We start from the raw sequence: 26,861 nt of genomic DNA, 5'->3' as shown, positions 1-26,861 counted from the left end.
CCGCAGCGGTCAAGTCCATGGCCTGATCAAGTGCGTACTTGGCAAGGAGGCAGATCGACACGTTTGCCGACCTCGCCCCTGAGGGGCCGCGCTGATCGGGGGGGGGAAGGGACGCCCAGCGGCGTCAGTCGGCCAACTCCGGTGGTAGTGGGGCGGCGTGGAGGAGGGTGAGGGCGGTGACGGCGCGGGTGAGGGTGACGTAGAGGCGGCGCAGGCCGGTGCGGGTGTCGGGTTCGCCGTCGACGATGGCGGCGGGCTCGTCGAGGACGACGGAGTCGTACTCCAGGCCCTTCGCGAGGGCGGCGGGGACGAGGGTGAGGCGGGCGGTGGGAGTCGTCTCCTCGCCGGGGTCGAGGTAGGGCAGCCCGGCGGCGTCGAGGGCGGCGGTCAGTTCGGGGAGGCGGGCGGCGGCGGCGATGAGGCCGACCGAGCCTTCGCGCGCGAGGGCTTCGCGGCAGGCGGCCACGACGGCGTCGGTCAGTTCGGCGGCGGGGACGGAGCGGACGGTGAAGTCGCCGGGGGACTCGCGGACGGACGTGGCGGGGGCCAGTTCGGGGGCGATGGCGGGCAGCAGGCGAGAGGCGTAGGCGATGACGTGCCGGGGGACGCGGAAGCCGCGCGTCAGTTCCTCGACGGCGGCGTCGGGCTTGCCCAGGTGGGCGAGGGCGTCGGACCAACGGGCGGTGGACCAGGGCGTGGTGCCCTGGGCGATGTCGCCGAGGACGGTCGCGGAGCCGGTGGAGCAGCGGCGGCCGACGGCCCGGTACTGCATGGGTGAGAGGTCCTGGGCCTCGTCCAGGACGACGTGGCCCAGGGAGGGCGTGCGGCTGACGAGGTCGCTCGCCTCGTCGACGAGGACGGCGTCGGCCGGGCTCCAGGGCGCGGACTTCACGCCGCGCGCGGGCTTCGGCCACAGCACGGCCTTCTGCTCGTCGGGCGTGAGGACGCCGTCGGCGTGGGCGGCGAGGAAGTCCGCGTCGGAGAGGAGCCGCAGGACGAGTTTGGCCGGGTCGACGGGCGGCCAGAGGGACTTCACCGTCGCCTTGACGGCGGCGTTGCGGGCCACCGTGTCCTGCACGCGGTCGTCGGGGGCCTCCCCGGCCCGCTCCATGCGGACGAGCACGGCGTGCGCGATGCGTTGGGGCAGGGCCTCGCGGGCGGCGGCGTAACGGATGCCGCGCGCCCGGAGTTCGGCCATGATGGCGGCCAGTTCGTCGGTGGCGACGCGCCAGCGCCGGGAGCCGCGCACGACGACGCAGGGCTCGTCCGGCTCGCCGACGTGGGACCACAGGGCGCGACGCAGCACCTCCGCCATGCGGGCGTCGCCCTTGACGGCCGCCGCCCGCGCGTCGTCCTCGCCGCGCACGGGGACGTGGGCCACCAGCGCGTCGACGGTGGACTGCCGTACCTGGAGCTCGCCGAGTGCGGGCAGCACCTGCTCGATGTAGCGCAGGAACGACGCGTTCGGACCGATGACGAGGGTGCCGGTGCGGGCCAGCCGCTCCCGGTGCGCGTAGAGCAGGTAGGCGACGCGGTGCAGGCCGACGGCGGTCTTGCCCGTGCCGGGGGCGCCCTGCACGCACACCGTGCCCTCGACGCCGGCGCGCACGATCTCGTCCTGCTCGGGCTGGATGGTGGCGACGATGTCGCGCATCGGACCGACGCGGGGGCGTTCGATCTCCCGCTGGAGGAGCGCCCCGGCCCGCTCGTCGGCGGCTGCGGGGTCGGTGAGGTGCTCGTCCTCGTAGGCGGTCAGTTCCCCGGCGGTGTAGCCGAACCGGCGGCGCAGCGCGACGTGCTGCGGGTCGCGCCGGGAGGCCCGGTAGAACGGCTGGGACACGGGGGCGCGCCAGTCGACGACCATGGGGTCGCCCGCCGCGTCGTGGACGTGCCGGCGCCCGATGTAGTAGCGGTGGCCCGCGTGGTCGCCCCCCTCGTAGTCGAGGCGGCCGAAGAACAGCGGGGTGTGGGCCAGGTCGGCGAGGGCGGCGATGCGCTCGCCGACCTGCGCCTGGAGGACGGCGGCGTTCACCCAGTTGGCGGCCACGTCGCGGATGTCGAGGGCTTCGACGTCGGCGCGCATGGTGCGCAGGGCGGCTCGGGACGCGGTGAGGTGGGTCTGCTCGGCGTGGAGCGGGCCCTCGGCGGGGGCGGGCACGGGGAAGGGCCTCCGGTGGTCTGCGGTGCGGGTGGGAGGCGCCCGGTACCGACCGGACGCGGTCCTCCCCGGACCGGGAGGCGGCAAGACGCGCGATCATACCCGCTCCCGTCGCCCGGACGAACGGATTGCGCCGGCGCCCCCGCTGCCGCAGCCGCGCAGCCGGGTGCGGCCCGGTGCGGGGACGGGGGCGGGGACGGGGGCCCTCAGGCCGGGGCGGCGAGCGCGCGGGTCAGCCGGGGGCGCAGCAGCCAGCCGGTGGCGACGGCTCCGGCGATGAGCAGGCCGCCCGCGACGAGCGCGGCGCGCGCCCCGGCGACCTGCATGAGGACGCCGATGAGCGCGGGTCCGGCGAGGCCCCAGCCGGTACTGGCGCTGCGCCAGACGCCGAGGACGCGACCGCGCAGGTGCGGCGGCGGGTCGGTCTGGAGGACCGTCGTCCCGGCGGTGTCGGAGACCGACTCCAGCACGGCCATCGGGGCGACGAGGAGGACGAGGACGGCGAGGCTCGGGGAGAGGCCCGCCGCGACCTGGAGCAGCGCGCCGCAGGCGGCGAGCGCGCCGACCAGCCGCACGGACGGGTTCGTCAGCCGCCCGGCGAGTACGGCGCCCACGATGCCGCCCACGGCGAGGACCGTCGCGACGGTGCCGAAGGACGCGGCGTCGCCCGCCAGCGGTCCGGTGACGAGCACGACGAGCGTCAGCGAGTAGTTGCGGCCGAAGACGGCGCTGATCCCGGTGACGCAGGCCAGCGCCACCAGCCGGGGCCGACGCAGAAAGAACGCCAGGCCGTCGCGGCTGTCGCGCCCCGCCGAGCGCCGCTTCCCGCCGCCCCCGCCGCCCGCGCCGCCCGCTCGGCCCGGGGGACGCGCGGGTGCGCTCTGTTCGGCCTCGCGGCTGGGGTGCAGGCGCAGGAAGGGGATGACGGCGGCCACGACGAGGAACGACAGGCCGTTGGCCGCGTAGGCGGCGGACGTGCCGAAGACCCCGACGGCGGCACCGGCGGCGGCGGTGCCGAGGAGGCGGCCGGAGCTGCTGGCCACGGAGCCGACGGCGATGGCCGAGGGCACGTCCTTGACCGGGACGAGGTCGTTGCCGAGCAGGGAGCAGGCGGGCGAGTCGACGGTGGCGATCAGGCCCGTCAGGAAGCCGAGGGCCATGAGCACCGGCAGCGTGACGAGGTCCATGACGAGGAGCGCGGCGGTGAGGAAGGCCACCAGGGCGAGGACGGCCTGGCTGACGGACGCGGTGAGCCTGCGCGGCCAGCGGTCGACGGCCGCGCCGCCCGCGAGGCCCAGCAGCAGGCCCGGTGCGGCCTGGACGGACAGGTTCAGGCCGGTGGCGGCGGCGGAACCGCTGACCTGGAGGACGAGCAGGTTCTGCACGGTCAGCTGCATCCACGTGCCCGCGTTGGACACCAGGTTCGCCCCGGTCCACCACCGCATGCTGCGGTGCCGCAGGGAACGCCAGGGCGCCCGGTCCCGCCGGGGCGCGGGGGACGGCGGACGGCGCGGCGGCTCAGGCCACGGCTGCGACGGCTGCGACGGCTGCGGGACGTCGGGCGGCGGCGCGGTGGTGGTCGGGCGGGGCTCGGCGGAGGGCCGGGGCGCCGGGATGACGGCGGTGAGCCGGTCGGGGCGCGGCGCCGGGGCGGGGCGCGGGTGAGGCACGGGCCGCACGGCGGCGGGGCCGGGTTCCGGCAGGGGAGGGCGAGGGTTCATGGCGGAGGGGGTGCGGGGAACGGGACCGCACGGGTCGGTGGCAGGGCGCCTCGAGGGGCGTCGGCGCACCGGCACGAGGTGGGGAGCCGTAGACCGCCCGGCCCGCAGGGTCAGAGGCGTCCGGCTCGGCGTCCCATGCTCACAGACGCTCCCCGGCAGCGGGAGGACGCCACCGCGCCGAACGCCGCCGGGCGGGGTCAACACACGTCGCGCCAAGGGAGCTTGACGGCTCTATGCCGTTGCTCACAGGTCGGTTTCGGAGGGCCGGGGAACGCCGGTCACGGGCGTCGTCGTCGCTCCGGACGGTCTCGGGGGACGGCCGCCGCACGACCGGTGTGGTCCCGGAACGCGGCCGGGTTGGGCCGGACGGCGGGCGCGCACGTGCGCGCGTACGGCGGCGAGGGGAGTCTGCGACCGAGGCACTGTGCACGAGAACCCGGGAGTGGAGCGGAGCGAGGCGATGGCCACCGTGGAGGGCGAAGCGCGGGTCGGTATCTCACGGCCGGGGAGTATCCGGCTACCGGGCATCGTGCTCGGCGTGGGGCTGGGCGGGTTCGTCGACGGCATCCTGTTGCACCAGGTGCTCCAGTGGCATCACATGCTCAGCAGCACCGACACGGACAACGTCGGTGTCCCGTACTACAACCCGGACACCGTCTCCGGTCTGGAGATGAACACCGTGTGGGACGGGCTCTTCCACACGGTGTGCTGGCTTGCCGTGCTGTTCGGCCTGGCCGTGCTGTACTCGCGCGTCACCCACGACCGGCGCCGGGTGTGGACCTCCCGCGTGCTGTGGGGCTGGGTCCTGGTCGGCTGGGGCGTCTTCAACCTCGTCGAGGGCGTCGTGGACCACCACATCCTGGGCATCCACCACGTCTACGCCGGAGACGGCCGGCTCTGGTGGGACATCGGCTTCCTCGTCCTGGGCGCCCTCCTGGTGGCCGGCGGCTACCTGCTCCAGCGCGGCGGCCGGCCCGTCGACCCGGGCGCCCCCACCGCAGGTCACGAGCACGGGCGCGCCTGATGGGCCACCACGACGCGGGCGGCGGCCTCGGCGGCACCCTGGAATGGCTGCTGCCCGCGCTCGTGCTCCTCGCCGCTGCCGGCGCCTACCTGCTGCTCGCCCGCCGAGCGCACCACCGCAACCCGGCTCTGGGCTGGAGCCGGTGGCGGACGGCCGGCTTCCTGACCGGCGTCGTTCTGCTCGGCGTGGCACTGCTGCCGCCCGTGGCCCCCTTCGCGCACGAGGACTTCCGCGGCCACATGGCCCAGCACATGCTCATCGGCATGTACGCGCCCCTCGGGCTCGTCCTGGCTGCCCCGGTCACCCTCCTGCTGCGCACCCTGCCCGCAGCCCGAGGACGGCAGCTGACCGCCGTCCTGCACAGCACGCCCGCCCGCGCGGTCACCCACCCCGCCGTCGCACTGGTCCTGTCCACGGGAAGCCTCGCGGTTCTCTACTTCACCCCCCTCTACAACGCGGTCACGAGCACCCCGGCGGCCCACTGGCCGCTGCACCTGCACTTCCTGCTCTCCGGCTGTCTCTTCGCCCACGTGATCGCCGGGCCCGATCCCGCGCCGGCCCGGCCGACGGTGCGGGCACGGCTGGTCTGTCTCGGCGTCGCGATCGCGGGGCACGCGGTGATCTCCCAGCTGATGTACGGCGGCTTCCGGGTCGACATCCACGCCCCCGTCGCTCAGGTCCGGGCGGGCGCCGAGATCATGTACTACGGCGGCGACATCGCCGAACTGCTCCTGGCCGGTGCCCTGGTCGCCACGTGGCGTCCCGAGCCCCGGCGGGCGGCGATGCGCCAGGCCGCCGCCCGCCGGGAGGCGACGGCAGCCGCCTGAGCGTGCCGTCCGGCAGGATCGCCGGCCGAAGGAGTCTCCGGTGTGAGCCGCGTCCTGCCTCGGCGGCCCCTACGGGGTCGCTACACCCGTCGGTGGGGTTTCGCCAGTGGAGGGACGGGACCTTCGGCCGATGCGCGGGGGGCGTGCACTGCGCATGCTGGAGGCATGAGTACCGCATCTGTTACCCCCGCGATGGGCGGACCGGGTGACGGCGGTCGGTCGCCGTCACGTGCGCAGGGCGCCACCGCGGTCGGCCACACCGAGCACCACCCGCCGCACCGGCTCGGCAACGCGCTGCGGGCGGTCCGCGTCTTCGTCTCCTCGGCGTTCCGCGTGGCGGTGCTGGGTGAGACGGACGAGGCCCAGCACCCCGCCGCGCACCGCCCCCGCTGACGCGGGCCCGCCCACCGGCCGTCGGCGTGCGCGCCCGGGCCGGGTGGACGACGTGCGCCGCTCCGGGGCGGTGGTCAGCCGTCCAGGACCGTGCGCCACTGCCGGACCGCCGGGGCCTCGACGGGCGCGGACCAGCCGCCCGGCCGTGCGGCGCCGCCGATGTGGAAGGCGTCGACCCCCGCGTCGCGCAGGATCGGGACGTGCGGGAGGGCCAGCCCGCCGCCAGCCATGACGCGCGGCTCGTAGCCCAGGTCGCCCCGGGCCGACCGGCGTGCCTCGGCCCGCAGGACGTCGAGCCCGGCCGTGACGCCGGCGGCCGACCCGGCGGTGAGGTAGCCGTCCAGGCCGGGCAGCTCGGTGAGTGCCTTGCGCAGGGCCGCCCGGTCGGTGCTGTGGTCGATGGCGCGGTGGAACGTCCAGCGGCAGCCGTGCAGGACGTCGAGCAGGCCCCGGACGGCGGCCAGGTCGGGGCCGCCGGTCGCGTCGAGGAAGCCGAACACGAACTCCTCCGCCCCGGCGGCGCGCAGGGCGGCGGCACGGTCGCGCAGGGCGGCGCGGTCGACGGTGTCCCCGGCCGCGAAGCCGTCGGTGGCGCGCAGCATGACGCGCACGGGGATGCGGACGGCGGCGCGGACGGCGGCGAAGGTCTCCAGGGACGGGGTCAGGCCGTCCGCCGCGATGTCGGTGACCAGTTCGAGGCGGTCGGCCCCACCCGCTTCCGCCGCCACCGCGTCGTCGGCGGAGAGCGCGATCACCTCAAGGATTGGTCTAGACATGTGGGTTAGAGTGCCACACCCGTCCCTGCAGCGGTAGCCCCGCCCGCACCATGGATGCCATGTCCGAGACGCACCCCGCCTCCGCCGCCCTCCTCCTCCGCTGGAACGCCACCCTGACCGCCGCCCGCAGCGGCGACGCCGGCGGCGAGCCCGGCGGCGACGCCGACGCCGCCCCCGACCCCGAGCCCTACGGGCGGGACCTGCTCCGCCGCTGGGCGGAGCCGCACCGGCGCTACCACACGACCGACCACCTCCTGGCCGTCCTGGACCGCGTCGACGAACTGGCCGGGCACGCCGCCGACCCCGAGGCCGTCCGGCTCGCCGCCTGGTTCCACGACGCCGTCTACCGGCCCGACCGCAGCGAGAACGAGGAGCGCAGCGCCGGCCTCGCCCAGCGCGCCCTCCCCGAGGCCGGGGTCGGGCCCGCCCGCACGGCGGAGGTGGTCCGGCTGGTCCGGCTCACCGTCACCCACGACCCGGCGCCCGGCGACCGCGACGGCGAGGTGCTGTGCGACGCGGACCTCGCCGTCCTGGCCGGCTCCCCGGGCGCGTACGCCGCCTACGCGGCGGCCGTGCGCGCCGAGTACGCGTTCGTGCCCGACGAGGCGTTCACCGCCGGGCGCGCCGACGTGCTCCGACAGCTCCTCGCCCTGCCCCGGCTGTTCCGCACCCCGCACGGCGCCGCGCGCTGGGAGGCCCCGGCCCGGCACAACCTCGGCACCGAGCTGGCGCTCCTCGACGCCCGCGCCTGAGCCCGGCCGCGACGCGCCCGCCCGCGACCGGCCGGGCGCGTCGCGCGGCGACCGGCCGGGCGCGTCGCGCGGGCGCCTCACCCCGTGACGTCCAGGCCGGGGGCGTCCAGGTCCTGCTCCGTCCAGATGGTCTTGCCGGTGCGGGTGTAGCGCGTGCCCCAGTGCCGGGCGAGCTGGGCGATGAGGAAGAGGCCGCGCCCGCCCTCGTCCTCGGCGGCGGACTGGCGCAGGTGGGGGGAGGTGTGCCCGCAGTCGGAGACCTCGCAGACGAGGGTGCGCCCGTCGCGGATCAGCCGGAGCTGGATGGGCCCGTCGGCGTAGCGGACGGCGTTGGTGACCAGCTCGCTCACGATCAGCTCGGTGGTGAAGCCCAGCACGTCCATGCCCCAGCGTTCGAGCCGGCGGGAGGCCACCTTGCGGGCGTCGGCCACCGTCGCCGGGTCGGCCTCCAGGTCGTGGACGACGACCTGGTCCGGACCGAGCCGGTGGGTCCGGGCGACGAGGAGCGCCGCGTCGTCGGTGGCCGGGCCGGGGGGCAGCGCCGTCACGACGCGTTCGCACACCGCGTCCAGGTCCTCGGTGCCGTCGGCGGCCAGGGCGTCGTGCAGCGCGTCGAGCCCGGCGCCGAGGTCGTGGCCGACGCCCCGCACCAGGCCGTCGGTGAACAGCGCGACGACGCTGCCCTCGGGTAGCTCGGCCTCCGTCCTCTCGAACGGCAGCCCACCCACCCCGAGCGGCGGCCCCGGCTCCAGCTCCAGGGTGGTCACGCGGGCGTCGGGGGTGCGCACGACCGGGGCCGGGTGCCCGGCGCTGGCCGCCGTCAGGTGCCCGGACACGGGGTCGTAGACGGCGTAGAGGCAGGTCGCGCCCCAGCTCCCCTCCTCGGCCGACGCCGCCGAGGGGTCCTCCTCCGCCTCGGCCGTGCTCTGCCCGACGACGTCGTCGAGCCGGGCCAGCAGCTCGTCCGGGGCCAGGTCCAACCGGGCCAGCGCGCGGACCGTGGTGCGCAGCCGCCCCATCGTCGCCGCCGCCCGCAGACCGTGCCCGACGACGTCGCCGACGGCCAGGGCGACCCGCGTCCCGGAAAGGGGGACGACGTCGAACCAGTCGCCGCCGACCCCGGCCCGCGCGTCGGAGGGCAGATAGCGGTGGGCCACGTCGACGGCGGTCCGCTCGGGCAGGTTGCGCGGCAGCAGGCTGCGCTGGAGCGTCAGGGCGGCGTCGCGCTCCCGGGTGTAGCGGCGGGCGTTGTCCACGGCGACGCCCGTCCGGGCGACGAGCTCCTCGGCCAGCACCCGGTCGTCGTCGGCGAACGGCTCCGGGCCCGCCCGCAGGAACAGCGCCGCGTCGAGCACCGTCCCGCGCGCCCGCACCGGGACGGCCAGCACCCACCGGAACTCCGCCCGCCAGGCCCGTCCCGCCGGGTCCGTCGTCGCGTACAGCAGCGAGCTGCCGAGCGCCATGCAACGCACGGCGGGCGTGCTCGCGGCCAGCGGCTCCGTCACCTCACCGCCGCGTACGACGGCCTCCCCGGCGGCCGTCCGGCTCGCCGCGCGGCACAGCCCGACGTCCCCGGCGAGCAGCCCGTCGCGCCCCTCGACCGGCTCCCTCAGCAGGTGGACGTCGACCCGGTCGGCCAGCCGGGGCACCGCCAGCGCGGCCAGCTCCTGGGCGGTCCGGGTGGCGTCCAGCGTCGTGCCGATCCGCGCGCTGGCCTCGTTGAGCAGGACGAGCCGCTCCTGCGCCGCGTAGCGGTCGGTGATGTCGACGGACTCCTCGCAGACGCCCAGCGCGTTCCCGGCGGCGTCCCGCAGCAGGAAGTACGAGCACGACCACACCCGCTCGTCCTGCGGCGTCGCGGGCAGCCCCGCCCGGTAGTGCAGGTCGATGACGGGTTCGCCGGTGGCCAGCACCCGGCGCATCACCTCGGCCAGGGTGCGCGGGTGCTGCGGGCTGATGATCTCCCCGCGCGGCCACACCTCGTCCAGGGGCACCCGCGCGTACGTCGAGACGGCCGAGCCCAGCTCGTGGCCCGCGCGGGCGTTCACCCACACGGGGCTCAGCGAGGTGTCGTAGATGCCGAGCCCCACCGGGGACTCGTTGACCAGGCTGCGCAGCATCGCCTGCCGCGTCTGCCACGCCTGGAGGTCGTCCGCGTCGGCCATCAGGACGATCCGGGCGGGCGCCCCCTCCCGCGCCGACTCGGTGAGCGGGGCCGCCACGAGCGCCACCCGCAGCGCTCGGCCGTCCCGGTGCGTTAGGCGGAAGACGCGGAAAACGCTGCCCGCCAACGCGTCCAGCTCGGCGGGCCCGCCGGAGCCTCCGGGCCCGCCTCGATCCCCGGCGCCGTCCCGGCCCGCACCGGCGAACAGGTCCGTGAACGGGCGGCCCGTCACCTCGGCCGACTCGTGGCCCAGCAACGCCCGGGCCGCGGGGCTCCACCCGACGACCCGGCCCCGGGCGTCCAGCACCGCCACGGCCGCGACCCCGGCGTCCAGCGGACCCCGCAGGTCGTGTTCGGAGGCCCTCGCATCACTCATCGCACCGACCCGCCTCCGTTCGTCCCCTCCCATCCTCACCGCGCCCCCACCGGACCACCAACCGCGCCTCCCCCACGCGGCGCAGTGCGGCCGCCCGGCGGACCGGCGCCGCGCCCGGGCAGGTGGCACCCTCGGGACCATGGAACTCCTCGAAGCGTTCGACCGCGCCCTGAGCTCCTTCGACGGCCGCGTCCGCGAGGTGCCGGACGACCGGTGGACGGCGGACACGCCGTGTACGGAGTGGTCGGTGCGGGACGTGGTCAACCACGTGACCGGTGAGCACCTGTGGGCGCCGTGGCTGCTGCGCGGCGCCACCCTGGCCGAGGTCGGGGACCGCTTCGACGGCGACGTGCTCGGCCCCGACCCCGTCGGCGCGTGGGCGCAGGCGGCCGCCGCCTCCCGCCCGGCCTTCCACCGCCGGGGCGCGCTCGCCGGCACCGTCCACACCACCGGGGGCCCGACGCCCGGCCACGAGTACGCCTGGCAGATGACGCTGGACCTGGCCGTGCACGGCTGGGACGTCGCACGCGGCGCGGGCGTCGACGCCGGGCTGGACCCGCAGCTGGCGGCCGAGCTCCACGACCGCTTCGCCGGGCTCATCCCCGCCTGGCAGGACGCCGGGATCTTCGCCCCCGCCGTGGACGTCCCCCGCGACGCCCCCGCCGCCGACCGCCTCATCGCCCTCACCGGCCGCCGACCGTAGAGCCGGGGGTCGGGGTCCGGTGCCACGCGCGGCCCCGGTCGCGTGGGGGTCTCGCTTCTTACCGGGCGGTAAGGAAAGATGGCGACCGACCACGGACCGGCGGCGGACGGAGGCAGCGGTGACGGTTCCGGAGAAGCTGACCACGGTGCACACCTTCGGGGACGACGCGCTCGGCGAGGACGACGCCGTCGGGATCGCCGCACGGATCCGGCGCGGGGAGGTCGGCGCCGCCGAGGTGGCGCGGGACGCCGCGGCCCGGGTGCGGGCGGCGGACGCGGCGCTCGGCGCCGTCCGGATCCACCACGACCCGCCCGCCCCCGCCGTGAGGCCGGGCGGCGCGTTCGCCGGGGTGCCCACCCTCGTCAAGGACAACACCGACTACCTCGGCCTGCCGACCGGGCACGGCAGCGCCGCGTTCACGCCACGGGCGGCCCGGCGGCACGCGCCCTTCGTCCGGCAGTTCCTCGGCACGGGCGTCACGGTGCTGGGCAAGACGCGACTGCCGGAGTTCGGGTTCAACGCGACGACGGAGTTCGAGGACGCCGAGCCCGTCCGCAATCCGTGGCACACCGGCTATTCGGCCGGGGGCTCGTCCGGCGGCAGCGCCGCCCTCGTCGCCGCCGGCGCGGTACCCGTCGCGCACGCCAACGACGGCGGCGGCTCGATCCGCATTCCCGCCGCCTGCTGCGGCCTGGTCGGCCTGAAACCGACGCGGGGGCGGCTCGTGGCGAACGCGCAGAGCCGCCGCCTGCCCATCGACATCGTCTGCGACGGCATCGTCAGCCGCTCGGTGCGGGACACGGCGGCCTTCCTCGCCGCCGCCGAGACGCACTGGCGCAACCCGGAACTGCCCCCGCTCGGCCTGCTGGAAGGGCCCAGCGGGCGGCGGCTGCGCGTCGGGCTCCTGCTGGACTCGCCGACCGGTGCCGTCACGGACGCCGCCACCCGCGCCGCCGTCTCCGACACCGCCGCGACGCTGGAGCGGCTCGGCCACCGCGTCGAACCGGTGCGCATCGCCGTCGACCCCCGGTTCCGGGACGACTTCCTCACCTACTGGGGCCTGCTGTCGTTCCTGATCGGCGCGACGGGCCGGAGCCTCGGCACGCACTTCGACCGCTCCCGCATGGACGGGCTCAGCCGCGGCCTGCGTGCCGACTACCTGCGGGCGGCGCACCGCACGCCCGCGGTGCTGCGGCGGCTGCGACGCTCGCGGGAGGCGTACGCGGCGGCGCTGCGCGGGCACGACGTCGTCCTGACGCCCGTCCTCGCCCACACCACGCCGCCGCTCGGCCACCTCAGTCCGGCCGTGCCGTACGACACCCTGATCGAACGGATCTCGGCCTACGTCGCGTTCACCCCGCTGAACAACGTCGTCGGCACCCCGTCCGTCTCGCTGCCCGCCGCGACCACGACGGACGAGGGACTGCCGGTCGGCGTCATGTTCTCCGCCCGGCCCGGCCACGAACGGACGCTGCTGGACGTCGCGTTCACCCTGGAGGCCGAACGCCCCTGGCCGCGTGTCCAGGACGCCGCCGGGCACTGACCGGGCGGGCGCTCAGGCCGCCCCGGCGGAGCGGTCGACGTACTCGAACACCGAGCCGTCCGGATGGCGGGCCACGACGGCCCGTCCGATCGGCGTGGCCTGCGGGCCGACGACGATGTCAGCTCCGACGGCGGCCAGTTCGGTGACGGCCTGCTCGACGTCCCGCACGGCGAGGGTCGCGGTGATGCGGCGGAGCACGTCGACGTGCGCGGGCGGCCCGCTCATCAGCATGAACGGGCCGACGGCGGCGGCCTCCACCGGCCCGTTGCTGAACCGCATCCCCTCGGTGCCCGTCAGCCGCTCGTACACCGGGACGGCGGCGTCGAGGTCGTCCACGCAGACCCGCAGTGTGGTACCCAGAATCTCCATGGGTGCGAGCGTAGGGCGTCCGGCGCCCTCCCGTTCAACTTCCCTGTGGAGAAAGCCGGTTCGCGCCGGGTGGGGCGTCAGGGCAGGTGCGGGTGCGGCGCCGGGTCCGGGCCGTCGTCGCAGACGAGGAGAAGGACGCTCGCCCGCTCCTCGCTCAGCGAGCGGACCTTGTGCGGCGCGGTGGCGCGGAAGTAGACGGAGTCGCCCGGGTCGAGCTCCACGGAGCGGCGGCCGAGGAGGAGCTCGGCCCGGCCCGCGTGGACGAAGAGGAACTCCTCCCCGGGGTGGTCCCGGAAGGGCGTCGCCCGGACGTCGTGCGGCGGGTAGAGCATGAACGGCGTCATGCGCTTGGCGCCGGCCCGCAGCGCGATGCCCTCGTAGCGCGAACCGGGCTCGTCGCCGGGCGTGAGCGGCCGGCGCTCTCCCGCCCGGGTGACGGTGACGTCGGTGAGCTCGTCGGCGTCGGCGAACAGGGTGTCGAGGGGGACGCCGAGGGCGCGGGCCAGTGCGGCGCTGACGGCGATCGACGGCGTGCTCTGCCCCCGTTCGACCTTGGACAGGTAGCTCTTGGTCACGCCCGCCCGCGCGGCCAGGGCCTCCAGGGTCATCAGCCGCTCCTTGCGCAGCTGCCGTACCCGATTGATCACTGCTTCTTCCCCTTCGCCCACCCCGCCGGAGCCGTCGGCGGGGCCTGCGCATCCTACGTGCCGCACCCTCGGCCGACCTCCCGGCGTGTCACCGCTTCCTTCATGACACAAGGTGTCCTATAGTGAACACAGTTTCCTGCGGCGCCGGTCCCCGGCGTCGCGTCCACCGGACGTGCCCGCACGCCATCGAGGAGAGAACCGAGGAGAGATTCGGCCATGACCACCACCCTGCGCGAGACGAAGGACGCCCTCGTGCGCCGCGCCCAGCGGCAGATGAAGGACCACTTCGGCGACTCGCAACTCACCACCCGGCAGAAACTCGCCCTGACCTGCCGCATCCTGTTCGACGGCGGCCACGACGCGGGCCTCGCCGGCCAGATCACCGGCCGGGGCGAGGAGCCGGGCACCTACTGGACCCAGCGGCTCGGCCTCGGGTTCGACGAGATCACCGAGGACAACCTGCTCCTGGTCAACGAGGACCTGGACGTCCTGGAGGGCGAGGGCATGCCCAACCCCGCCAACCGCTTCCACTCCTGGATCTACCGGGAGCGCGAGGACGTCAACTGCATCGTCCACACCCACTCCCTGCACACCGCCGCCCTGGCGATGCTGGAGATCCCGCTCGTCGTCTCCCAGATGGACACGACGCCCCTCTACGAGGACTGCGCCTTCCTGAAGGACTGGCCGGGCATCCCGGTGGGTAACGAGGAGGGCGAGATCATCGCCTCGGCGCTGGGCGACAAGCGGGCCGTCCTGCTCGCCCACCACGGCCAGCTCGTCGCCGGAGGCACCGTCGAGGAGGCGTGCCACCTGGCGCTGCTCATCGAGCGGGCCGCGAAGCTCCAGCTCCTGGCCATGGCGGCGGGCACCGTCCAGCCGCTGCCGCCGGAGCTGGCCCGCGAGGCACACGACTGGACGTCCACCGACCGGCGCCACCAGGCCAACTTCGCCTACTACGCACGCCGCGCCCTGCGGAACCACCCCGACTGCCTCACCGAAGGGACCACCGCCCGATGACCACGCCGCCCCTCTCGGGGATCATCGCCTACCCCGTCACCCCCTTCTCGCCGGAGGACGGCGAGCTCGACCCGGCCGCCCTGCACCGGCTGACCGACGACCTCGTGACGGCCGGCAGCCACGCCGTCGCCCCGCTCGGCAGCACCGGGGAGAGCGCCTACCTCCGGGAGGACGAGTGGGACGCCGTGTGCGCCACCGTGCTCCAGACGGTGGACGGCCGCGTGCCGACCCTCGTCGGCGTCTCGCACTGGAGCACCGCGACGACGGTGCGCCGGGCCCGCCACGCCGCACGCCACGGCGCCACCGCGATCATGGTGCTGGCCCAGACGTACTGGAAGCTGACCGGGCCCGAGCTGGAACGGCACTTCGCCACCGTCGCCGGGGCGACCGACCTGCCCGTGATGCTGTACAACAACCCGGCCACCAGCGGCGTCGACCTGCCGCCCGAGACCATCGCCGCCCTGGCCCGGAAGATCCCGAACCTGACGATGGTCAAGGAGAGTTCGGGCGACGTGCCCCGGTTCTCCGAGATCCTGGACCGGTCGGAGGGGACGCTGTCGGTCTACAACGGCAACAACCCCGTCGCGCTCGACGCGTTCCGGGCCGGCGCCGCCGGGTGGTGCACCGCCGCACCCTGCCTGGTCCCCCGGTGGTGCCTGGAGCTGTACGACGCCGCCCGCGACGGATCGGCCGAGCGGGCGGACGCCCTGCTCGCGGCCCTGCTGCCGTTCCTGCGGTTCATCGTCGGCCACGGCCTGCCCCGCACCATCAAGGCGGGGCTCACCCAGCTCGGCCGCCCCGTCGGCCCGCCCCGGCCGCCCCTGCTGCCGCTGCCGGCGGCGGAACGGCGGGAGCTGGCCGAGCTGCTGGACCGGCTCGGCTCCCACCCGCTGCCGGACGGCGCGCCCGACGGCGCGCCGGTCACCGCCGGCTGAGCCGGCCCCGCCGGGCGGCGCGCCCCGCCGCCCGGCGGTCCCGCCCCACCCCGCCGCCGGTGCGGCGGCACCAAGGAGCACGCCCATGCACCCGCACACCCCACCGGTCCCCGGCCCACCGGGCGCCCCCGACGCCGCACCCGAGCCGCTGCTGCGCCGGACGCTGCGGCGGCACGCGGCCGGCGTCACCGTCGTCACCGTGCCCGGCCCGGCCGGCTTCACGGCCACCTCGTTCACGTCCCTGTCCCTGCGCCCGGCCCTCGTCTCCTTCTGCGTGGCCACCGCCTCCTCGGCGGCGCTCGCCGTGGCGCGGGCCGACCGCTTCGCCGTCCACCTGCTCGGCGTCGACGACGCGGCGCTGGCCGAGCGCTTCGCCCGCAGCAGCGCCGACCGCTTCGCCGGGACGCCGTACGCGTACCGGGACGGCGGTCTGCCCGTCCTCGGCACGGCGCCCGTCTGGCTCGCCGCCCGCGTCCGGGCCCGCCACCCGGTGGGCGACCACCTGCTCGTCGTCGGCGAGGTCGAGGCCGGTGCCGTCCGCACGGTGACGCCCCCGCTGGTGCGCCACGCCGGTGCCTACACGACCACCCACTCCCCGGCCGACGTCACCGCGGGTCCGGCGGTGACGAGGGGACCGGGCGGCCCTTGGGACGGCGCAGCCCGGCGGCCGTCAGCAACCGGACCAGGTCGCGGCTGCTGACCTCCGCCGCCCCCGCCCGGACGGCGTCGGCGTAGCGGGTGGAGGGGATGTCGTAGTGGTCGCCGTCGAAGGCACGCCGCGGCGCGCCCAGGTCGGCGGCGAAGGCGTGCAGCTCGGCGAACGAGACGTCGCTGATCAGGTGCGACCACATCCGGCCGTGCCCCGGCCAGGTCGGCGGGTCGATGTACAGCGTCACCCGCGCGCCCCCAGGGACCCGACGGGCGCGACGGCCCGTGCCGTCTTCCCGCAGACCCAGTGCGGGTCCTCGCCGAGCTCCGGTTCGACGTCCAGCGCGTGCGGGTCGGCGTCCCCGCACAACGGGCACAGCGGCCAGCGTCCGTACCGCTCCAGCAGGGCGTCCTGGACGTCCTGCGCGACGAGGCCCGGCAGGTAGACGGCGCCCTGCGGCCACTGCCCCACCCACCAGCGGCGGTGCACGACGGCGTCCTCGACCAGGGTGACGGTGTCGGCCCCGGCCACGTCGAGGGCCGCCAGGTCGGCGAGGATCAGCGCGCGCGCCGTGTGGAGGGCGGCCTCGGTGTCGTTGGCGTCCATGCCTCCCATTGGAACGCATCGCGCGGGACGTCTTGACGGACCCCGTGGCCGAAAATAGCTTTCGTCGCATGAGGAGTGTCATGAAGGAAACTTTCACCGGCCGGACCGGGCCGCCCCCGCAGGGCCCGCAGCCGCCACGCGGGCAGCAGCCCCCACGCGGGCAGCAGGCTCCGGCACGACGCTCGGGTACGCCCGGCGCCCAGCGGCCGGACCCGGCGGCGCTGGCCGCCAAGGTCCGCACGCTGGCCCCGACGATGACCCGCTCGATGCAGCGCGTGGCCGAGACGGTGGCCGGTGACCCGGCCGGGTGCGCCGCCCTGACCGTCACCGCCCTCGCCGAGCGGACCGGCACCAGCGAGGCCACCGTGGTGCGCACCTCCCGCGTCCTCGGCTACCCCGGCTACCGCGACCTGCGGCTCGCCCTCGCCGGGCTCGCCGCGCAGCAGGCCTCCGGGGCGGCGCCCGCCGTCACGGCCGACATCGCCGTCGACGATCCCATCGCGGACGTCATCGCCAAACTCGCCCGCGACGAGCAGCAGACCCTCGGCGACACCGCCGCCACGCTCGACCCGGCGCAGGTGGAGGCGGCCGTCGCCGCGCTGGCCGCCGCCCGCCGGATCGACGTGTACGGCAGCGGCGCCTCCGCCCTCGTCGGCCAGGACCTGGCGCAGAAGCTCCTGCGCATCGGCCTCATCGCCCACGCGCACGCCGATCCGCACCTCGCCGTCACCGGCGCCGTCCAGCTGCGCCCCGGGGACGTGGCCGTCGCCGTCACCCACTCCGGCCGCACGATCGACGTCATCGAGCCCCTGCGCGTGGCCTTCGACCACGGCGCGACGACGGTGGCGCTGACCGGCCGCCCGGACGGCGAGGTCACCCAGTACGCCGACCACGTCCTGACGACGTCCACCGCACGCGAGACCGAACTGCGTCCCGCCGCCATGTCGAGCCGGACGAGCCAGCTGCTCGTGGTGGACTGCCTGTTCGTGGGCGTCGCCCAGCGCACCTACGACGCCGCCGCCCCCGCCCTCGCCGCCTCCTACGAGGCGCTCGCCCACCGCCACTCCCCCGCCCAGCGCTGACGCCCGGGCACCGGAGGCCCGACGCAGGATGAGCCGTTGCCGACGGAAGAGAGCCCTCCTCGCATGACCGCAGAACGGGAGCTGCGCGCGCAGCTCGACGCGCTCACCACCGAGGCGTTCCGCCCCGACCTCGCCGAGATCGACCGGCTGCCCACCCTGGAGATCGCCGGTCTCATGAACGGCGAGGACGCGAGCGTCCCCGCCGCGGTGGCCGCCCGGCTGCCGCAGATCGCCGACGCCATCGACGCCGCCTCCCTGCGGATGGCCGACGGCGGGCGCCTGGTCTACGCGGGCGCCGGGACGGCCGGGCGGCTCGGGGTCCTGGACGCGAGCGAGTGCCCGCCGACGTTCAACACCGCGCCCGGTGCCGTCGTCGGCCTCGTCGCGGGCGGCGCCGACGCGTTCGCGACCCCTGTCGAGGGCGCGGAGGACCGTCCGGAGCTGGCCGCCGCCGACCTCGACGCGCTGAAGCTCTCCGCCGCCGACACCGTCGTCGGCGTCTCCGCCTCCGGACGCACGCCCTACGCCGTCGGCGCCGTCCGGCACGCCCGCGCGGTGGGCGCCCTGACGATCGGGCTCGCCTGCAACGCGGACTCCGCGTTGGCGCGCGCGGCCGACCACGGCATCGAGATCGTCACCGGTCCCGAGCTCCTGACCGGCTCCACCCGGCTGAAGGCCGGCACCGCGCAGAAGCTCGTCCTCAACATGATCTCCACGATCACCATGATCCGGCTCGGCAAGACCTACGGGAACCTGATGGTCGACGTCCGCGCCTCCAACGCGAAGCTCCACGCCCGCTCGCGCCGCATCCTGGCCCTGGCGACGGGCGCCGACGACGCGGCCATCGAGGCCGCCCTCGCCGCCACCTCCGGCGAGGTCAAACCCGCGCTCCTGATGCTGCTGACCGGCACCGACGCCGCGACGGCCACCCGTCTCCTCGCCGAGACGGGCGGCCACCTGCGCCCCGCCCTCGACCCCACACGCGGGTGACGCCGGGGGCGGTGCGTCGGTCGGGGCGCGCGCGTCAGACGGGGGTCACGGGCTGCTGGAGCTCCGTCACCCAGCCCCCGGCGTCCTCGGGGCACGCCAGGGTCACCTCGCGCGGCGGGCCCAGGGGGCGGTGGCCGCTCGCCTCGACCCAGCGGGCCAGGGCCTGCACGCTGGTCATCACCTCCGCCATGGGGCCGCGGTGCACGAGCGTCGCCGCCCGTTCCAGGGCGGGCAGGTCCACCACGGTGACGCCGGAGGACGGATCGGGTGCCGCCGGGACCGGCAGAGCGGCGTGGACGGTCACCGGGCCGTCGTGCTCCTCGTAGAAGGCGACGGCCGGGCCGCACGGGCGGACCCCGGCGGCGTCCAGGCGCCGGCACAGCTCGTCGAAGAGCGTCCGGACGACGGGGCCGATGGCCTCCGGCTCGAAGGTGTCGGCGGTGGCGGTGAGTTCCGCCACGCGGACGGCGGGGACGGTTTTGATCACGATGTCGTCGGACGGCATGCTTCCCTCGTTCTCGATCGACCGGAGCCTCGCCTCGACCTGCGTCAGCCGGGCGGCGTCGGCCGCCATGGCCGCCGCGAGTTCCGCACGGCGCAGCCTGAGCATGCCGCGCAGCTCCCGCGCGTCCACCTCCTCGTCGAGGACCGCGCGGACCTGCTCCAGGGTGAAGCCGAGGTCCTTGAGCGCGATGACCCGGTTGAGGCGGGCGAGCTGCGCCGCCTCGTAGAAGCGGTAGCCGCTGTGCGGGTCGACGTGGGCGGGGCGCAGCAGCCCCACCGCGTCGTAGTGGCGCAGCATGCGCACCGACACGCTGCCGTACGTGGCGAAGTCTCCGATACCGAACATGACGCCCTCACTCCACGGTCTGACACGGTGGCAGGGTCAAGCACCGAGATGCGGCTCGGTGACGAGAAGGCCGGTGCGGCCGGTGCGGCGGGCCTCGGCCATGGCGGCGACGCGGCGGTAGGCGTCGCGCGGCATGAGGCGTTCCCAGGTGGCCCACTCCTCGACCGCGTGGTGGTGGTGCTCGTCCGGGTCGAGCCGGATGCCGGCGATCTGCCGCTCGGTGAGGGTGCCGCCGTCGAAGCAGAAGCCGACCTTGGCGAGCGGCGCGTCCCGGGAGTCGGAGCGGGCGTAGTGCATGAGGAGGAGCGGGAGGGGGCCGGTGAGGCGCAGCCCGGTCTCCTCGTGGGTCTCGCGGACGGCGGTGTCGAACGGGTCCTCGCCGGGGTCCATGTTGCCGCCGGGCAGCTGCCAGGAGCGGGCCCCGAAGACGGAGCGGAGCTGGACGACGCGGCCGCGCCCGTCGGTGAGGAAGACACAGGCGTAGACCGTCGCCTTGGGGAGCGTGGCCAGGTAGTCCGCCTGGGAGAGGGGGAAGGGGCGTCCGGTGGAGGACGCGTCGCGCATCGTGGTCATGGGACCACTCCTATACCCGAACGGCCGCCGACACGGGGCCGTTCACCGTTCAGGCGATCTTGGCGCAGGTCGGCTGACGTGGGAAGGTGTGCGCTCCGCTGGACGGGGCAGGGGCACGACGGAGCTAAGGTTTGGCGCGGAGAAACAGCTTCGGGCTGAGAACGCTGATTCGGAGTGCTGCCATGGGCGAGAACGCCGCACCGTCGCCGCGCCGTGCCGACGCCGCCGCGCGGTCGGCGGCCGAGGTCACGGAGCTGCTTGAGGTGCTGTGGGAGCGGGGCAGGGACGCCGTGTCGTCCTCGCCGGTGTCCGCCTCCCAGCTGCGCGTGCTCTACAGCCTGGACCGCGAGGAGGGCATCAACCTCCGCACCCTCGGCACGCTGCTCGGTTCGGCCCCGTCCTCGGTGAGCCGGTTGTGCGACCGGCTGTCCGCGCTGGGGCTGGTGGAGCGGGCGCCGAGCCCGGTCAGCCGACGGGAGCTGGAGCTGCGGCTGACGGACACCGGTCGGGCCTACCTGACGGACCTGCGACGGCGCCGCGAGGAGGTGCTGCTGGCGGCGATCGACGCGATGCCCGAACCGGCACGGACGGCGCTCGCGGAGGGGCTGCGGGGTCTGCGCGACGCGATCCGGTCCACGGGCACGGGTTCGACGCGCGCCGTGCGGAGCCCGGCCCGGCCGGTCGAGGTGACGATCCCGGTGAGCCAGGACGGCCCGAGGACCACGGACGTCCCGGTGGCCCCCGACATCGCCGTGGCGCCGGACGTGCCGGTGGCCCCGGCCGCGGCCGCGACCGGCCCGGTCGGTCCGGACGGCCCGGACGGCGGCGAGGTCACGGCCGTGGCAGGCGCACAACCGTGACGAAGAAGTCGTCGATCTTCCGGATGGCGGCGATGAACTGCTCCAGGTCGACGGGCTTGGTGACGTAGGCGTTGGCGTGCAGCCGGTAGCTGCGCAGGATGTCCTCCTCGGCCGAGGAGGTGGTCAGCACGACGACGGGGATGTGGGTGAGGCTCTCGTCCGACTTGATCTGCTCCAGCACCTGCCGCCCGTCGTACTTGGGCAGGTTGAGGTCGAGCAGGATGAGGTCCGGGCGGGGCGCGCCCTCGTGGGCACCGCGCTGGTAGAGGAAGTCCAGCGCCTCCTGCCCGTCGCGGACGACGTGCAGGGTGTTGCCGATCTTGTTGTCCTCGAACGCCTCCCGGGTCATCAGCTCGTCGCCCGGGTCGTCCTCGACGAGCAGGATGTCGACGGGGGCGGGCTCGGCGGAGAAGGTCATCGGGTGGCTCCTGCTGCGTCGGGGGCGGCGGTGGTGTCCGGGGACGTCGGTGCGGGGAGGGACGGGCCGGAGCCCGCGGGGAGGGTGAAGCACACGCGGGTCCCCTCCGTGTGCGCGGTGTCGATCCAGATGCGGCCGCCGTGGTGCTCGACGATCTTCCGGCACAGGGCGAGGCCGATGCCGGTGCCGGCGTAGGCGTCGCGGCCGTGCAGGCGCTGGAAGATGACGAAGACCTTCTCGGTGAACTCGCCGGGGACGCCGATGCCGTTGTCGGTGACACAGTACGTCCACAGCCCCGACCCGTCACCGCCGACAGCGCCCTCACCGCCCTCACCGGCGCTTTCTGCGGCGCTTTCGGCGGGGACGGCCGCCCCCTCGGAGACGTCCGGGTCCGGGGGCCGTGCGGTGATGCGGACCACCGGGGAGCGGTCGGCGTGGCGGAACTTGACGGCGTTGCCCACGAGGTTCTGCCAGAGCATCGTCAGCAGCGTCGGGTCGCCGGTGACGCGCGGCAGCTCCGCCGGGCGTTCGACGCGTGCCCCCGTCTCCTCGACGGCGGTCGAGAGGTTGGCCAGCGCCTTGTCCAGCGCGCCGTCGAGCGGCACCGCGTCGCGGGCGTCGTGCAGGCGCCCGACCCGGGAGAAGGTCAGCAGGTCGTTGATGAGGACCTGCATGCGCTTGGCCCCGTCGACGGCGAAGTCGACGTACTGCCGGCCGCGCTCGTCGAGCTGTTCGCCGTAGCGCTTCTCCAGGAGCTGGCAGAAGGAGGCGACCTTGCGCAGCGGTTCCTGGAGGTCGTGCGAGGCGACGTAGGCGAACTGCTCCAGCTCGGAGTTGGAGCGGCGCAGCTCCTCCGTCTGGTGGTCGAGCTCGGCGGTGCGCCGGGCGAGGAGCTCCTCCCGGCTCCGGGCGGCGTCCAGCTCGGCGACGATCCGGCCGCGCATGGCCTCCACCGACTCCGCGACCTCGTGCAGGTCGGCGGGCCCGCCGGCGGGGATGTGGTGGGCGAAGTCGCCGTCGCCGACGCGCTGCACCGAGCGGCGCAGGGCGCGCAGCGGACGGGCCACCGCGTAGTGCAGCAGCACGGCGAGGGCGACACCGGTGATGACGAAGGCGGCGAGCACGCCGACGAACAGCCACAGGTGGGTCCTGCGGGTCTGCTCCAGCTCCTCGCGCGCCGCGTCGCGGGCCTCCTCCAGGTGCCGGTTCTGGTCCCGCCACGTGGCGCGCATCCGGTCGAAGGACTCCTTGCTGGAGCGCAGCTCGGCGGTGACGGCGGCGGACTGCGGGTCGGCCCCCGCCGTGACGCGGCGGATCAGGGGCTCGGCGTGTTCCCGGCGCCACTCCGCCGCGAGCCGTTCGATCTCGGCCAGGTCTGCCGCGAGCGTCTCGTCGGCCCCGACGGTCGGGCGCAGCTGCCGCAGTGCGGCCTGCTCGGCGCGCAGCCCGCTGGTGTAGGGCTCCAGGAACTCCTCGTTGCCGCTGACGACGTAGCCGCGCACGCCGGTCTCCTGATCCAGCAGCGCCTTCTGCAGCCGGTACGCCTCCACCCGGGCGGGCTGCACCCGGTCCACGAGGTCGTCGGTCTCGGCGGCGGAACGGGACAGCACGACGCCGCCCCCGACCGTGGCGCCGATGACGAGCAGGAGGACGACACCGAGCACGAGGTGCAGCCAGGTCTGGACGCGCAGCCGCGGCCGGGACGTGGGGGTGGTGCTCAAGGGTTCTGCTCCCATTCCAGGTGGACGACGGCGATGTCGTCGGTGTGGCCGCCGTGGCTCTCGGAGAGGGCCCGGCTCTCCGTGATCAGGGCGCCCACGAAGTCCGGCCCGCCCCGGGCGGCGTGGGTGCGCGCGAGGTCCAGCAGGCCGCTCTCGCCCAGCCGCCCGCCCCGGTCGTCGACGCGGCCCTCGAAGAGCCCGTCGGTGAACAGGACGAGGGCGCCGCTGGGCGGCAGGTCCACGGTCTCCTCCGTCCAGGTGGCGAAGTCCACGGGGAGCAGGCCGAGCGCGGGTCCGCCGGCCGTCTCCACGAAGTGGACGTCCTCGCCCGGCGCGCCCCGCAGCATCAGCGGCGGGTGTCCGGCCCGGAGGATGCGGGCGGTGCCCAGGACGGGCCGAAGTTCGACGGCGGTGACGGTGGCGAAGATCTCCGGGCCGGTGCGCTCGGCCTCCAGCAGCTCCTGCATCAGGCGCAGCACCTCCGGGCCCTTCAGCCCGGCGAGGGTGAAGGAGCGCCAGGCCACGCGGAGGCAGACGCCGAGGGCCGCCTCGTCGGGCCCGTGCCCGGAGACGTCGCCGATCACGGCGTGCACGGTGCCGTCCGCCAGGCCGACGACGTCGTAGAAGTCGCCGCCGAGCAGCGCCTGGGCGCGGCTGGGCTCGTAGCGGGCGACGACGTCGACGCCGGGGCCGCGCAGCAGCGGCGAGGGCAGCAGGCCGCGTTCGAGGCGGGCGTTCTCCTGGGCGCGCAGCTGTCCGGCCTGGAGGGCGGCGGCGGCCTGCTCGATCTGCCGGCGCTGGACGGCGTACCGGATGGCGCGGCCCAGCGCTGCGGGCTCGATGAAGCCCTTGACGAGGTAGTCCTGGGCTCCGGCGGCCACGGCGGCGAGGCCGGCCTCCTCCTCGGCCAGACCGGTGAGGACGACCACGGCGGAGCCGGGCGCCAGCTTCAGCATCTGCTCGACGACGTCCACGCCGCGTCCGTCGGGCAGATGCAGGTCCAGCAGGACGCAGTGCGGCCGGACGGCGGTGTCCCGCAGGGTGTCCTCGGCCTCGGCCAGGGAGCGCGCGCGGTCGAGGTTGACGGTGACGCCGCTGTCCAGCAGCAGTTCCTCGACGAGGAGCGCGTCGCCGTCGTCGTCCTCCACGAGGAGCACGTCGGGGACGGTGATGACCTGCGCGGGGACGATACGGGAGCCGGCCGACGCCTGCATCCCGGCGACGTTCGCCATGAGCCCCTCCGGGCCCGGAGCACCCAGTGTGCTCGCCACTTCCCACCTCCGGCTCCGCATCCGCCCGCCTGTCGGTGCGGAGCGACGGACCAGAGCGTACTTGTCGCGTGCGAACTATTGCACCAGTCACCCGAACACCGGGCCCCGGGGTGTGAGAAACCTCCCCTTCGGCCGCGCGGGCGTGTTGGCGTCGGGAGGCAGGTTCCGAGGTGAGCCGGGGCGGGGAACAAGGGATGCTGTACCCGTGGGGCGGTCACGTGGGCGTGCGGGACGCCCAGGGTCCGGCAAGGGTGAAGCTTGCCCTTTAACAAGGGTTTACACTGGAAATTTGGCCGAAGGAGGCGAGGAGCGGAATGTTCAGTGACACCGACAGCATCACCCTGACGGACGTCGTCCGGACCCAGGGCTGTGCCATGCTGCGGGTCGCCGGAAAGCTCGACGTCTCCACGGAGCAGCAGCTCCAGGAGCACGCCGGGACGCTCGTCGACGCGGGCCACCACCACCTCGTCCTCGACCTGACGGCCCTGGCCTTCTGCGACTCCCGAGGGCTGAACTGCCTGCTCTCCCTCAACTGGCTCTGCCAGCGCCTCAACGGCGAACTGCTCCTCGCGGCCGTCGGGAGCCGGGTGCTCCAGATGCTGGCCCTGACCGGCACCCAGCACGTCTTCCGGTGCTACCCCACGCCGGGCGCCGCCCTGGCCGCCGTCCCGGCGGAGCACCGCCCGGTCTGGCCGCCGACGGACTGACGTCCACCAGCCGCCCGTGCGGGCGTCCGGCGGGCCTCAGGGCTCAGGGCGTCACCGCTCAGGCCGGGCTCAGGGCGCCAGGTAGGCCCGGTAGTTCCGTGAGCTCGACCAGTCGGGGAGCGCGTGCTCCGGCCAGTCGCGGGCGTACGCGGGCGGACGGTCGTCCCCGGCGACGAGGACGGCCACCGGCCGCCGGTCCGCCTCCTCCACCAGGCCCTGCGCCGTGATGCTGCCGTCGTGTCCACCGACCTGGCGCGAGTCGCACCCCGCCCGGTAGGCCACCCGCACCGCGTCGTGCCCGGAGACCACGCACGGCGGGCGCACCCCCAGCCGGTTCAGCTCCTCGGCGACGTCGGCCACCGCCTGCGCCGCCGCCCCGCTGCGCCGCACGGCGTCCCGCAGCACGGCCGCCTGCACCGCCACGTGCCCGACCAGACCGAGGACGACGACGAGGACGATCGCCGGACGCCACGGCGTGCGGGCGCGGAAGAGCCGGTGCAGGCACAGCGCCACCGGCAGCGCGAGCAGGGCGTAGGCGGGCAGCAGGAAGCGCGGGGCGGCGTAGTCGATGAGCAGCAGGTACGGCACGGAGAGGGAGAGCCCGGCGAGCGTGGCCAGGAGCACGGGCGCCAGCCGCCGCACCCGGACGGCGGCGATGACGCCCGCGATCACCGGCAGCGGCAGCAGCAGCCACCACACCGCCGTCACCGGGTGCTCCCACCCGATCGTGCACGGGCGGCACAGCGACCGGCCCGCGAGCGCCTTGGCCTGGTCGTCGAAGGCGAGGCTCCAGCCGAGGCCGCCCTGGATCTCCCCGGCCCGCTCCAGCCGGGTCAGGACGCCGCCGTAGTGCAGTTGGGCCTCCACCAGCCACGGCGCGGCCCCGAGCAGGGCGCCGAGCGCGAGGACGGCCAGCAGCAGCGGACGCCGCCAGGCCCGCACGTAGAGCGCGGCGGCCACCAGCGGTAGCCCCAGCCACGCCGCGTCCCCCGGCCGCAGCAGGGCGACGCAGGCGATGCCGAAGCCGAGGCCGGCGAACGCCCACGGGTCGCGGTGCCGGCCGTCGCGGGCGGCGCGGAGGAAGCAGCCGACCGTCGCCAGCGCCGCGAAGGCCACCCAGAGGTTGGGCATGATCTGCGGGCCGTAGAAGAGCGTGATCCACAGCGAGGAGAACAGGGCCCCCGCGAGCGCGAGCACGGGCGCGGGGAGCAACCCGCGCCACACCCACAGCGCCAGGAAGAGCGCGAGTCCGGACAGCACGGCGAGGTACAGCCGTACGGCCAGGACGGAGGAGGTCAGGGCGGCGACGGGCGCCACGAGGAAGCTGACGCCCCGGGCGCGGGGCGCGCTGAAGTAGGCCGTCGTGGCGTCCGGCCCGACCTGGCTGAGGTAGACCGTCTCGTCCCAGCCGAGCCCGAGCCCGGGCACCACGAAGACGAGCTGCACGGCCGTGAACGCGAGAGCGACGAGCCCGATCCACAGGCCGGGCCGCTCGGGCGTCGCGTCGTGCAGGCGCAGGGCGGCGCGGAACCGGGCCTCCTGACGGCCGGCCAGGGCCAGGGGCGATGACTGCATTGCGGAGCCCTCACACGTCGGGCGGGTGCGCTTTCCGGTGCCGCACCCGTGTACCCGCAACACTCGGGCGAACCCGTGCGCTCGGCCACACACCGGCCGCCGTCCGGCGTAAGCGCTCCCCCCGAAGGAGACGACGGCGGCCGGACGGGTCGTC

Annotated in this window: 26 protein-coding genes and 1 pseudogene; 13 read left to right on the top strand and 14 right to left on the bottom strand. The window is 75.4% G+C overall.

The window, feature by feature from the left end:
• Positions 1-124 precede the first annotated feature (124 nt).
• Together V6D49_RS16145 and V6D49_RS16140 are read right to left on the bottom strand one after the other, a co-directional pair.
• A complete protein-coding gene (locus tag V6D49_RS16145; protein ID WP_340560497.1) occupies positions 125-2,158 on the bottom strand; it encodes a HelD family protein in 2,034 nt (677 codons plus the stop codon).
• 206 nt (positions 2,159-2,364) lie between these two features.
• Entirely contained in the window at positions 2,365-3,603 is a 1,239-nt protein-coding gene (locus tag V6D49_RS16140) for an MFS transporter (protein WP_445330646.1), read from the bottom strand.
• A gap of 736 nt (positions 3,604-4,339) precedes the next feature.
• On the opposite strand from V6D49_RS16140, the gene V6D49_RS16135 reads away from it, so the two are divergent.
• The 3 genes from V6D49_RS16135 to V6D49_RS16125 all read left to right on the top strand — a co-directional run bounded on the left by V6D49_RS16135 (position 4,340) and on the right by V6D49_RS16125 (position 6,123).
• Positions 4,340-4,903, top strand: a complete 564-nt coding sequence (locus V6D49_RS16135) for a DUF2243 domain-containing protein (protein WP_340564072.1) — start codon at positions 4,340-4,342, stop codon at positions 4,901-4,903.
• Complete coding sequence (locus tag V6D49_RS16130) at positions 4,903-5,730, top strand: cytochrome c oxidase assembly protein (protein WP_340560494.1); 828 nt, start codon at positions 4,903-4,905, stop codon at positions 5,728-5,730. Before V6D49_RS16135 ends, V6D49_RS16130 begins: the two co-directional genes overlap by 1 nt.
• A gap of 165 nt (positions 5,731-5,895) precedes the next feature.
• Entirely contained in the window at positions 5,896-6,123 is a 228-nt protein-coding gene (locus V6D49_RS16125; RefSeq protein WP_445330535.1) for a hypothetical protein, read from the top strand.
• A gap of 74 nt (positions 6,124-6,197) precedes the next feature.
• On the opposite strand, the gene V6D49_RS16120 is transcribed toward V6D49_RS16125, so the two are convergent.
• Positions 6,198-6,899, bottom strand: a complete 702-nt coding sequence (locus V6D49_RS16120) for a copper homeostasis protein CutC (protein WP_340560492.1) — start codon at positions 6,897-6,899, stop codon at positions 6,198-6,200.
• 59 nt (positions 6,900-6,958) lie between these two features.
• Between V6D49_RS16120 and V6D49_RS16115 the strand changes: the two genes are divergently transcribed.
• Positions 6,959-7,651, top strand: coding sequence for an HD domain-containing protein (locus tag V6D49_RS16115; protein WP_340560491.1), 693 nt, complete (start codon positions 6,959-6,961; stop codon positions 7,649-7,651).
• A gap of 77 nt (positions 7,652-7,728) precedes the next feature.
• Here V6D49_RS16115 and V6D49_RS16110 read toward each other — a convergent pair whose 3' ends face one another.
• Positions 7,729-10,191: a SpoIIE family protein phosphatase gene (locus V6D49_RS16110; protein ID WP_340560489.1), complete on the bottom strand. Its 2,463-nt coding sequence runs from the start codon at positions 10,189-10,191 to the stop codon at positions 7,729-7,731.
• A 139-nt stretch (positions 10,192-10,330) separates the two neighbouring features.
• On the opposite strand from V6D49_RS16110, the gene V6D49_RS16105 reads away from it, so the two are divergent.
• Both V6D49_RS16105 and V6D49_RS16100 read left to right on the top strand, forming a co-directional pair.
• Positions 10,331-10,894 carry a TIGR03086 family metal-binding protein gene (locus V6D49_RS16105; RefSeq protein WP_340560487.1) on the top strand — a complete coding sequence of 188 codons (564 nt, stop codon included), beginning with the start codon at positions 10,331-10,333 and terminating at the stop codon, positions 10,892-10,894.
• A 118-nt stretch (positions 10,895-11,012) separates the two neighbouring features.
• The gene (locus tag V6D49_RS16100) at positions 11,013-12,437 is read left to right on the top strand and encodes an amidase (RefSeq protein ID WP_340560485.1); all 1,425 of its coding nucleotides are present in this window, start codon (positions 11,013-11,015) and stop codon (positions 12,435-12,437) included.
• A 12-nt stretch (positions 12,438-12,449) separates the two neighbouring features.
• Here V6D49_RS16100 and V6D49_RS16095 read toward each other — a convergent pair whose 3' ends face one another.
• Both V6D49_RS16095 and V6D49_RS16090 read right to left on the bottom strand, forming a co-directional pair.
• Complete coding sequence (locus V6D49_RS16095; RefSeq protein WP_340560483.1) at positions 12,450-12,806, bottom strand: VOC family protein; 357 nt, start codon at positions 12,804-12,806, stop codon at positions 12,450-12,452.
• Positions 12,807-12,883: 77 nt separating this feature from the next.
• The gene (locus tag V6D49_RS16090) at positions 12,884-13,453 is read right to left on the bottom strand and encodes a helix-turn-helix domain-containing protein (RefSeq protein ID WP_340560481.1); all 570 of its coding nucleotides are present in this window, start codon (positions 13,451-13,453) and stop codon (positions 12,884-12,886) included.
• A gap of 216 nt (positions 13,454-13,669) precedes the next feature.
• Here V6D49_RS16090 and V6D49_RS16085 point away from each other — a divergent pair, with 216 nt between their 5' ends.
• The 3 genes from V6D49_RS16085 to V6D49_RS16075 all read left to right on the top strand — a co-directional run bounded on the left by V6D49_RS16085 (position 13,670) and on the right by V6D49_RS16075 (position 16,105).
• Positions 13,670-14,470, top strand: coding sequence for an aldolase (locus V6D49_RS16085; RefSeq protein ID WP_340560479.1), 801 nt, complete (start codon positions 13,670-13,672; stop codon positions 14,468-14,470).
• Positions 14,467-15,405, top strand: a complete 939-nt coding sequence (locus V6D49_RS16080; protein ID WP_340560477.1) for a dihydrodipicolinate synthase family protein — start codon at positions 14,467-14,469, stop codon at positions 15,403-15,405. Before V6D49_RS16085 ends, V6D49_RS16080 begins: the two co-directional genes overlap by 4 nt.
• Before the next feature lie 85 nt (positions 15,406-15,490).
• Positions 15,491-16,105, top strand: coding sequence for a flavin reductase family protein (locus V6D49_RS16075; protein WP_340560476.1), 615 nt, complete (start codon positions 15,491-15,493; stop codon positions 16,103-16,105).
• On the opposite strand, the gene V6D49_RS16070 is transcribed toward V6D49_RS16075, so the two are convergent.
• Both V6D49_RS16070 and V6D49_RS16065 read right to left on the bottom strand, forming a co-directional pair.
• Positions 16,011-16,301, bottom strand: a complete 291-nt coding sequence (locus V6D49_RS16070) for a DUF4031 domain-containing protein (RefSeq protein ID WP_340560474.1) — start codon at positions 16,299-16,301, stop codon at positions 16,011-16,013. The two genes, V6D49_RS16075 and V6D49_RS16070, sit on opposite strands and share 95 nt — an antisense overlap.
• Positions 16,298-16,660 carry a hypothetical protein gene (locus V6D49_RS16065; RefSeq protein WP_340560473.1) on the bottom strand — a complete coding sequence of 121 codons (363 nt, stop codon included), beginning with the start codon at positions 16,658-16,660 and terminating at the stop codon, positions 16,298-16,300. Before V6D49_RS16065 ends, V6D49_RS16070 begins: the two co-directional genes overlap by 4 nt.
• Before the next feature lie 80 nt (positions 16,661-16,740).
• Between V6D49_RS16065 and V6D49_RS16060 the strand changes: the two genes are divergently transcribed.
• Both V6D49_RS16060 and murQ read left to right on the top strand, forming a co-directional pair.
• Positions 16,741-17,742, top strand: coding sequence for a MurR/RpiR family transcriptional regulator (locus V6D49_RS16060; protein WP_340560471.1), 1,002 nt, complete (start codon positions 16,741-16,743; stop codon positions 17,740-17,742).
• 63 nt (positions 17,743-17,805) lie between these two features.
• Entirely contained in the window at positions 17,806-18,732 is a 927-nt protein-coding gene (gene murQ / locus V6D49_RS16055; RefSeq protein ID WP_340560469.1) for an N-acetylmuramic acid 6-phosphate etherase, read from the top strand.
• 34 nt (positions 18,733-18,766) lie between these two features.
• On the opposite strand, the gene V6D49_RS16050 is transcribed toward murQ, so the two are convergent.
• Positions 18,767-19,582, bottom strand: coding sequence for a MerR family transcriptional regulator (locus V6D49_RS16050; protein ID WP_340560467.1), 816 nt, complete (start codon positions 19,580-19,582; stop codon positions 18,767-18,769).
• 36 nt (positions 19,583-19,618) lie between these two features.
• On the bottom strand, positions 19,619-20,155 hold the full coding sequence (locus V6D49_RS16045; RefSeq protein ID WP_340560465.1) for an NUDIX hydrolase: 537 nt from the start codon (positions 20,153-20,155) through the stop codon (positions 19,619-19,621).
• Positions 20,156-20,337: 182 nt separating this feature from the next.
• On the opposite strand from V6D49_RS16045, the pseudogene V6D49_RS16040 reads away from it, so the two are divergent.
• Positions 20,338-20,811, top strand: a pseudogene (locus V6D49_RS16040) (MarR family winged helix-turn-helix transcriptional regulator); the annotation flags it as partial.
• 175 nt (positions 20,812-20,986) lie between these two features.
• Here the strand turns inward: V6D49_RS16040 and V6D49_RS16035 are convergent.
• Genes V6D49_RS16035 through V6D49_RS16025 form a run of 3 tightly spaced genes read right to left on the bottom strand, consistent with a single transcriptional unit; the run spans position 20,987 to position 24,368 of the window.
• A complete protein-coding gene (locus tag V6D49_RS16035) occupies positions 20,987-21,433 on the bottom strand; it encodes a response regulator (protein WP_340560464.1) in 447 nt (148 codons plus the stop codon).
• Complete coding sequence (locus tag V6D49_RS16030) at positions 21,430-23,169, bottom strand: sensor histidine kinase (protein WP_445330534.1); 1,740 nt, start codon at positions 23,167-23,169, stop codon at positions 21,430-21,432. Before V6D49_RS16030 ends, V6D49_RS16035 begins: the two co-directional genes overlap by 4 nt.
• Positions 23,151-24,368 carry a PP2C family protein-serine/threonine phosphatase gene (locus tag V6D49_RS16025; protein WP_445330645.1) on the bottom strand — a complete coding sequence of 406 codons (1,218 nt, stop codon included), beginning with the start codon at positions 24,366-24,368 and terminating at the stop codon, positions 23,151-23,153. Before V6D49_RS16025 ends, V6D49_RS16030 begins: the two co-directional genes overlap by 19 nt.
• Positions 24,369-24,739: 371 nt before the next feature.
• Here V6D49_RS16025 and V6D49_RS16020 point away from each other — a divergent pair, with 371 nt between their 5' ends.
• A complete protein-coding gene (locus V6D49_RS16020) occupies positions 24,740-25,132 on the top strand; it encodes an STAS domain-containing protein (RefSeq protein WP_340560459.1) in 393 nt (130 codons plus the stop codon).
• Between the two features lie 69 nt (positions 25,133-25,201).
• On the opposite strand, the gene V6D49_RS16015 is transcribed toward V6D49_RS16020, so the two are convergent.
• On the bottom strand, positions 25,202-26,707 hold the full coding sequence (locus tag V6D49_RS16015; protein ID WP_340560457.1) for a hypothetical protein: 1,506 nt from the start codon (positions 26,705-26,707) through the stop codon (positions 25,202-25,204).
• Positions 26,708-26,861 lie beyond the last annotated feature (154 nt).

Source organism: Streptomyces sp. GSL17-111 (assembly GCF_037911585.1).
GTDB lineage: Bacteria > Actinomycetota > Actinomycetes > Streptomycetales > Streptomycetaceae > Streptomyces.
The sequence above is the reverse complement of the archived record's forward strand: the minus strand, read 5'-3'. Positions and strand labels throughout refer to the sequence as shown.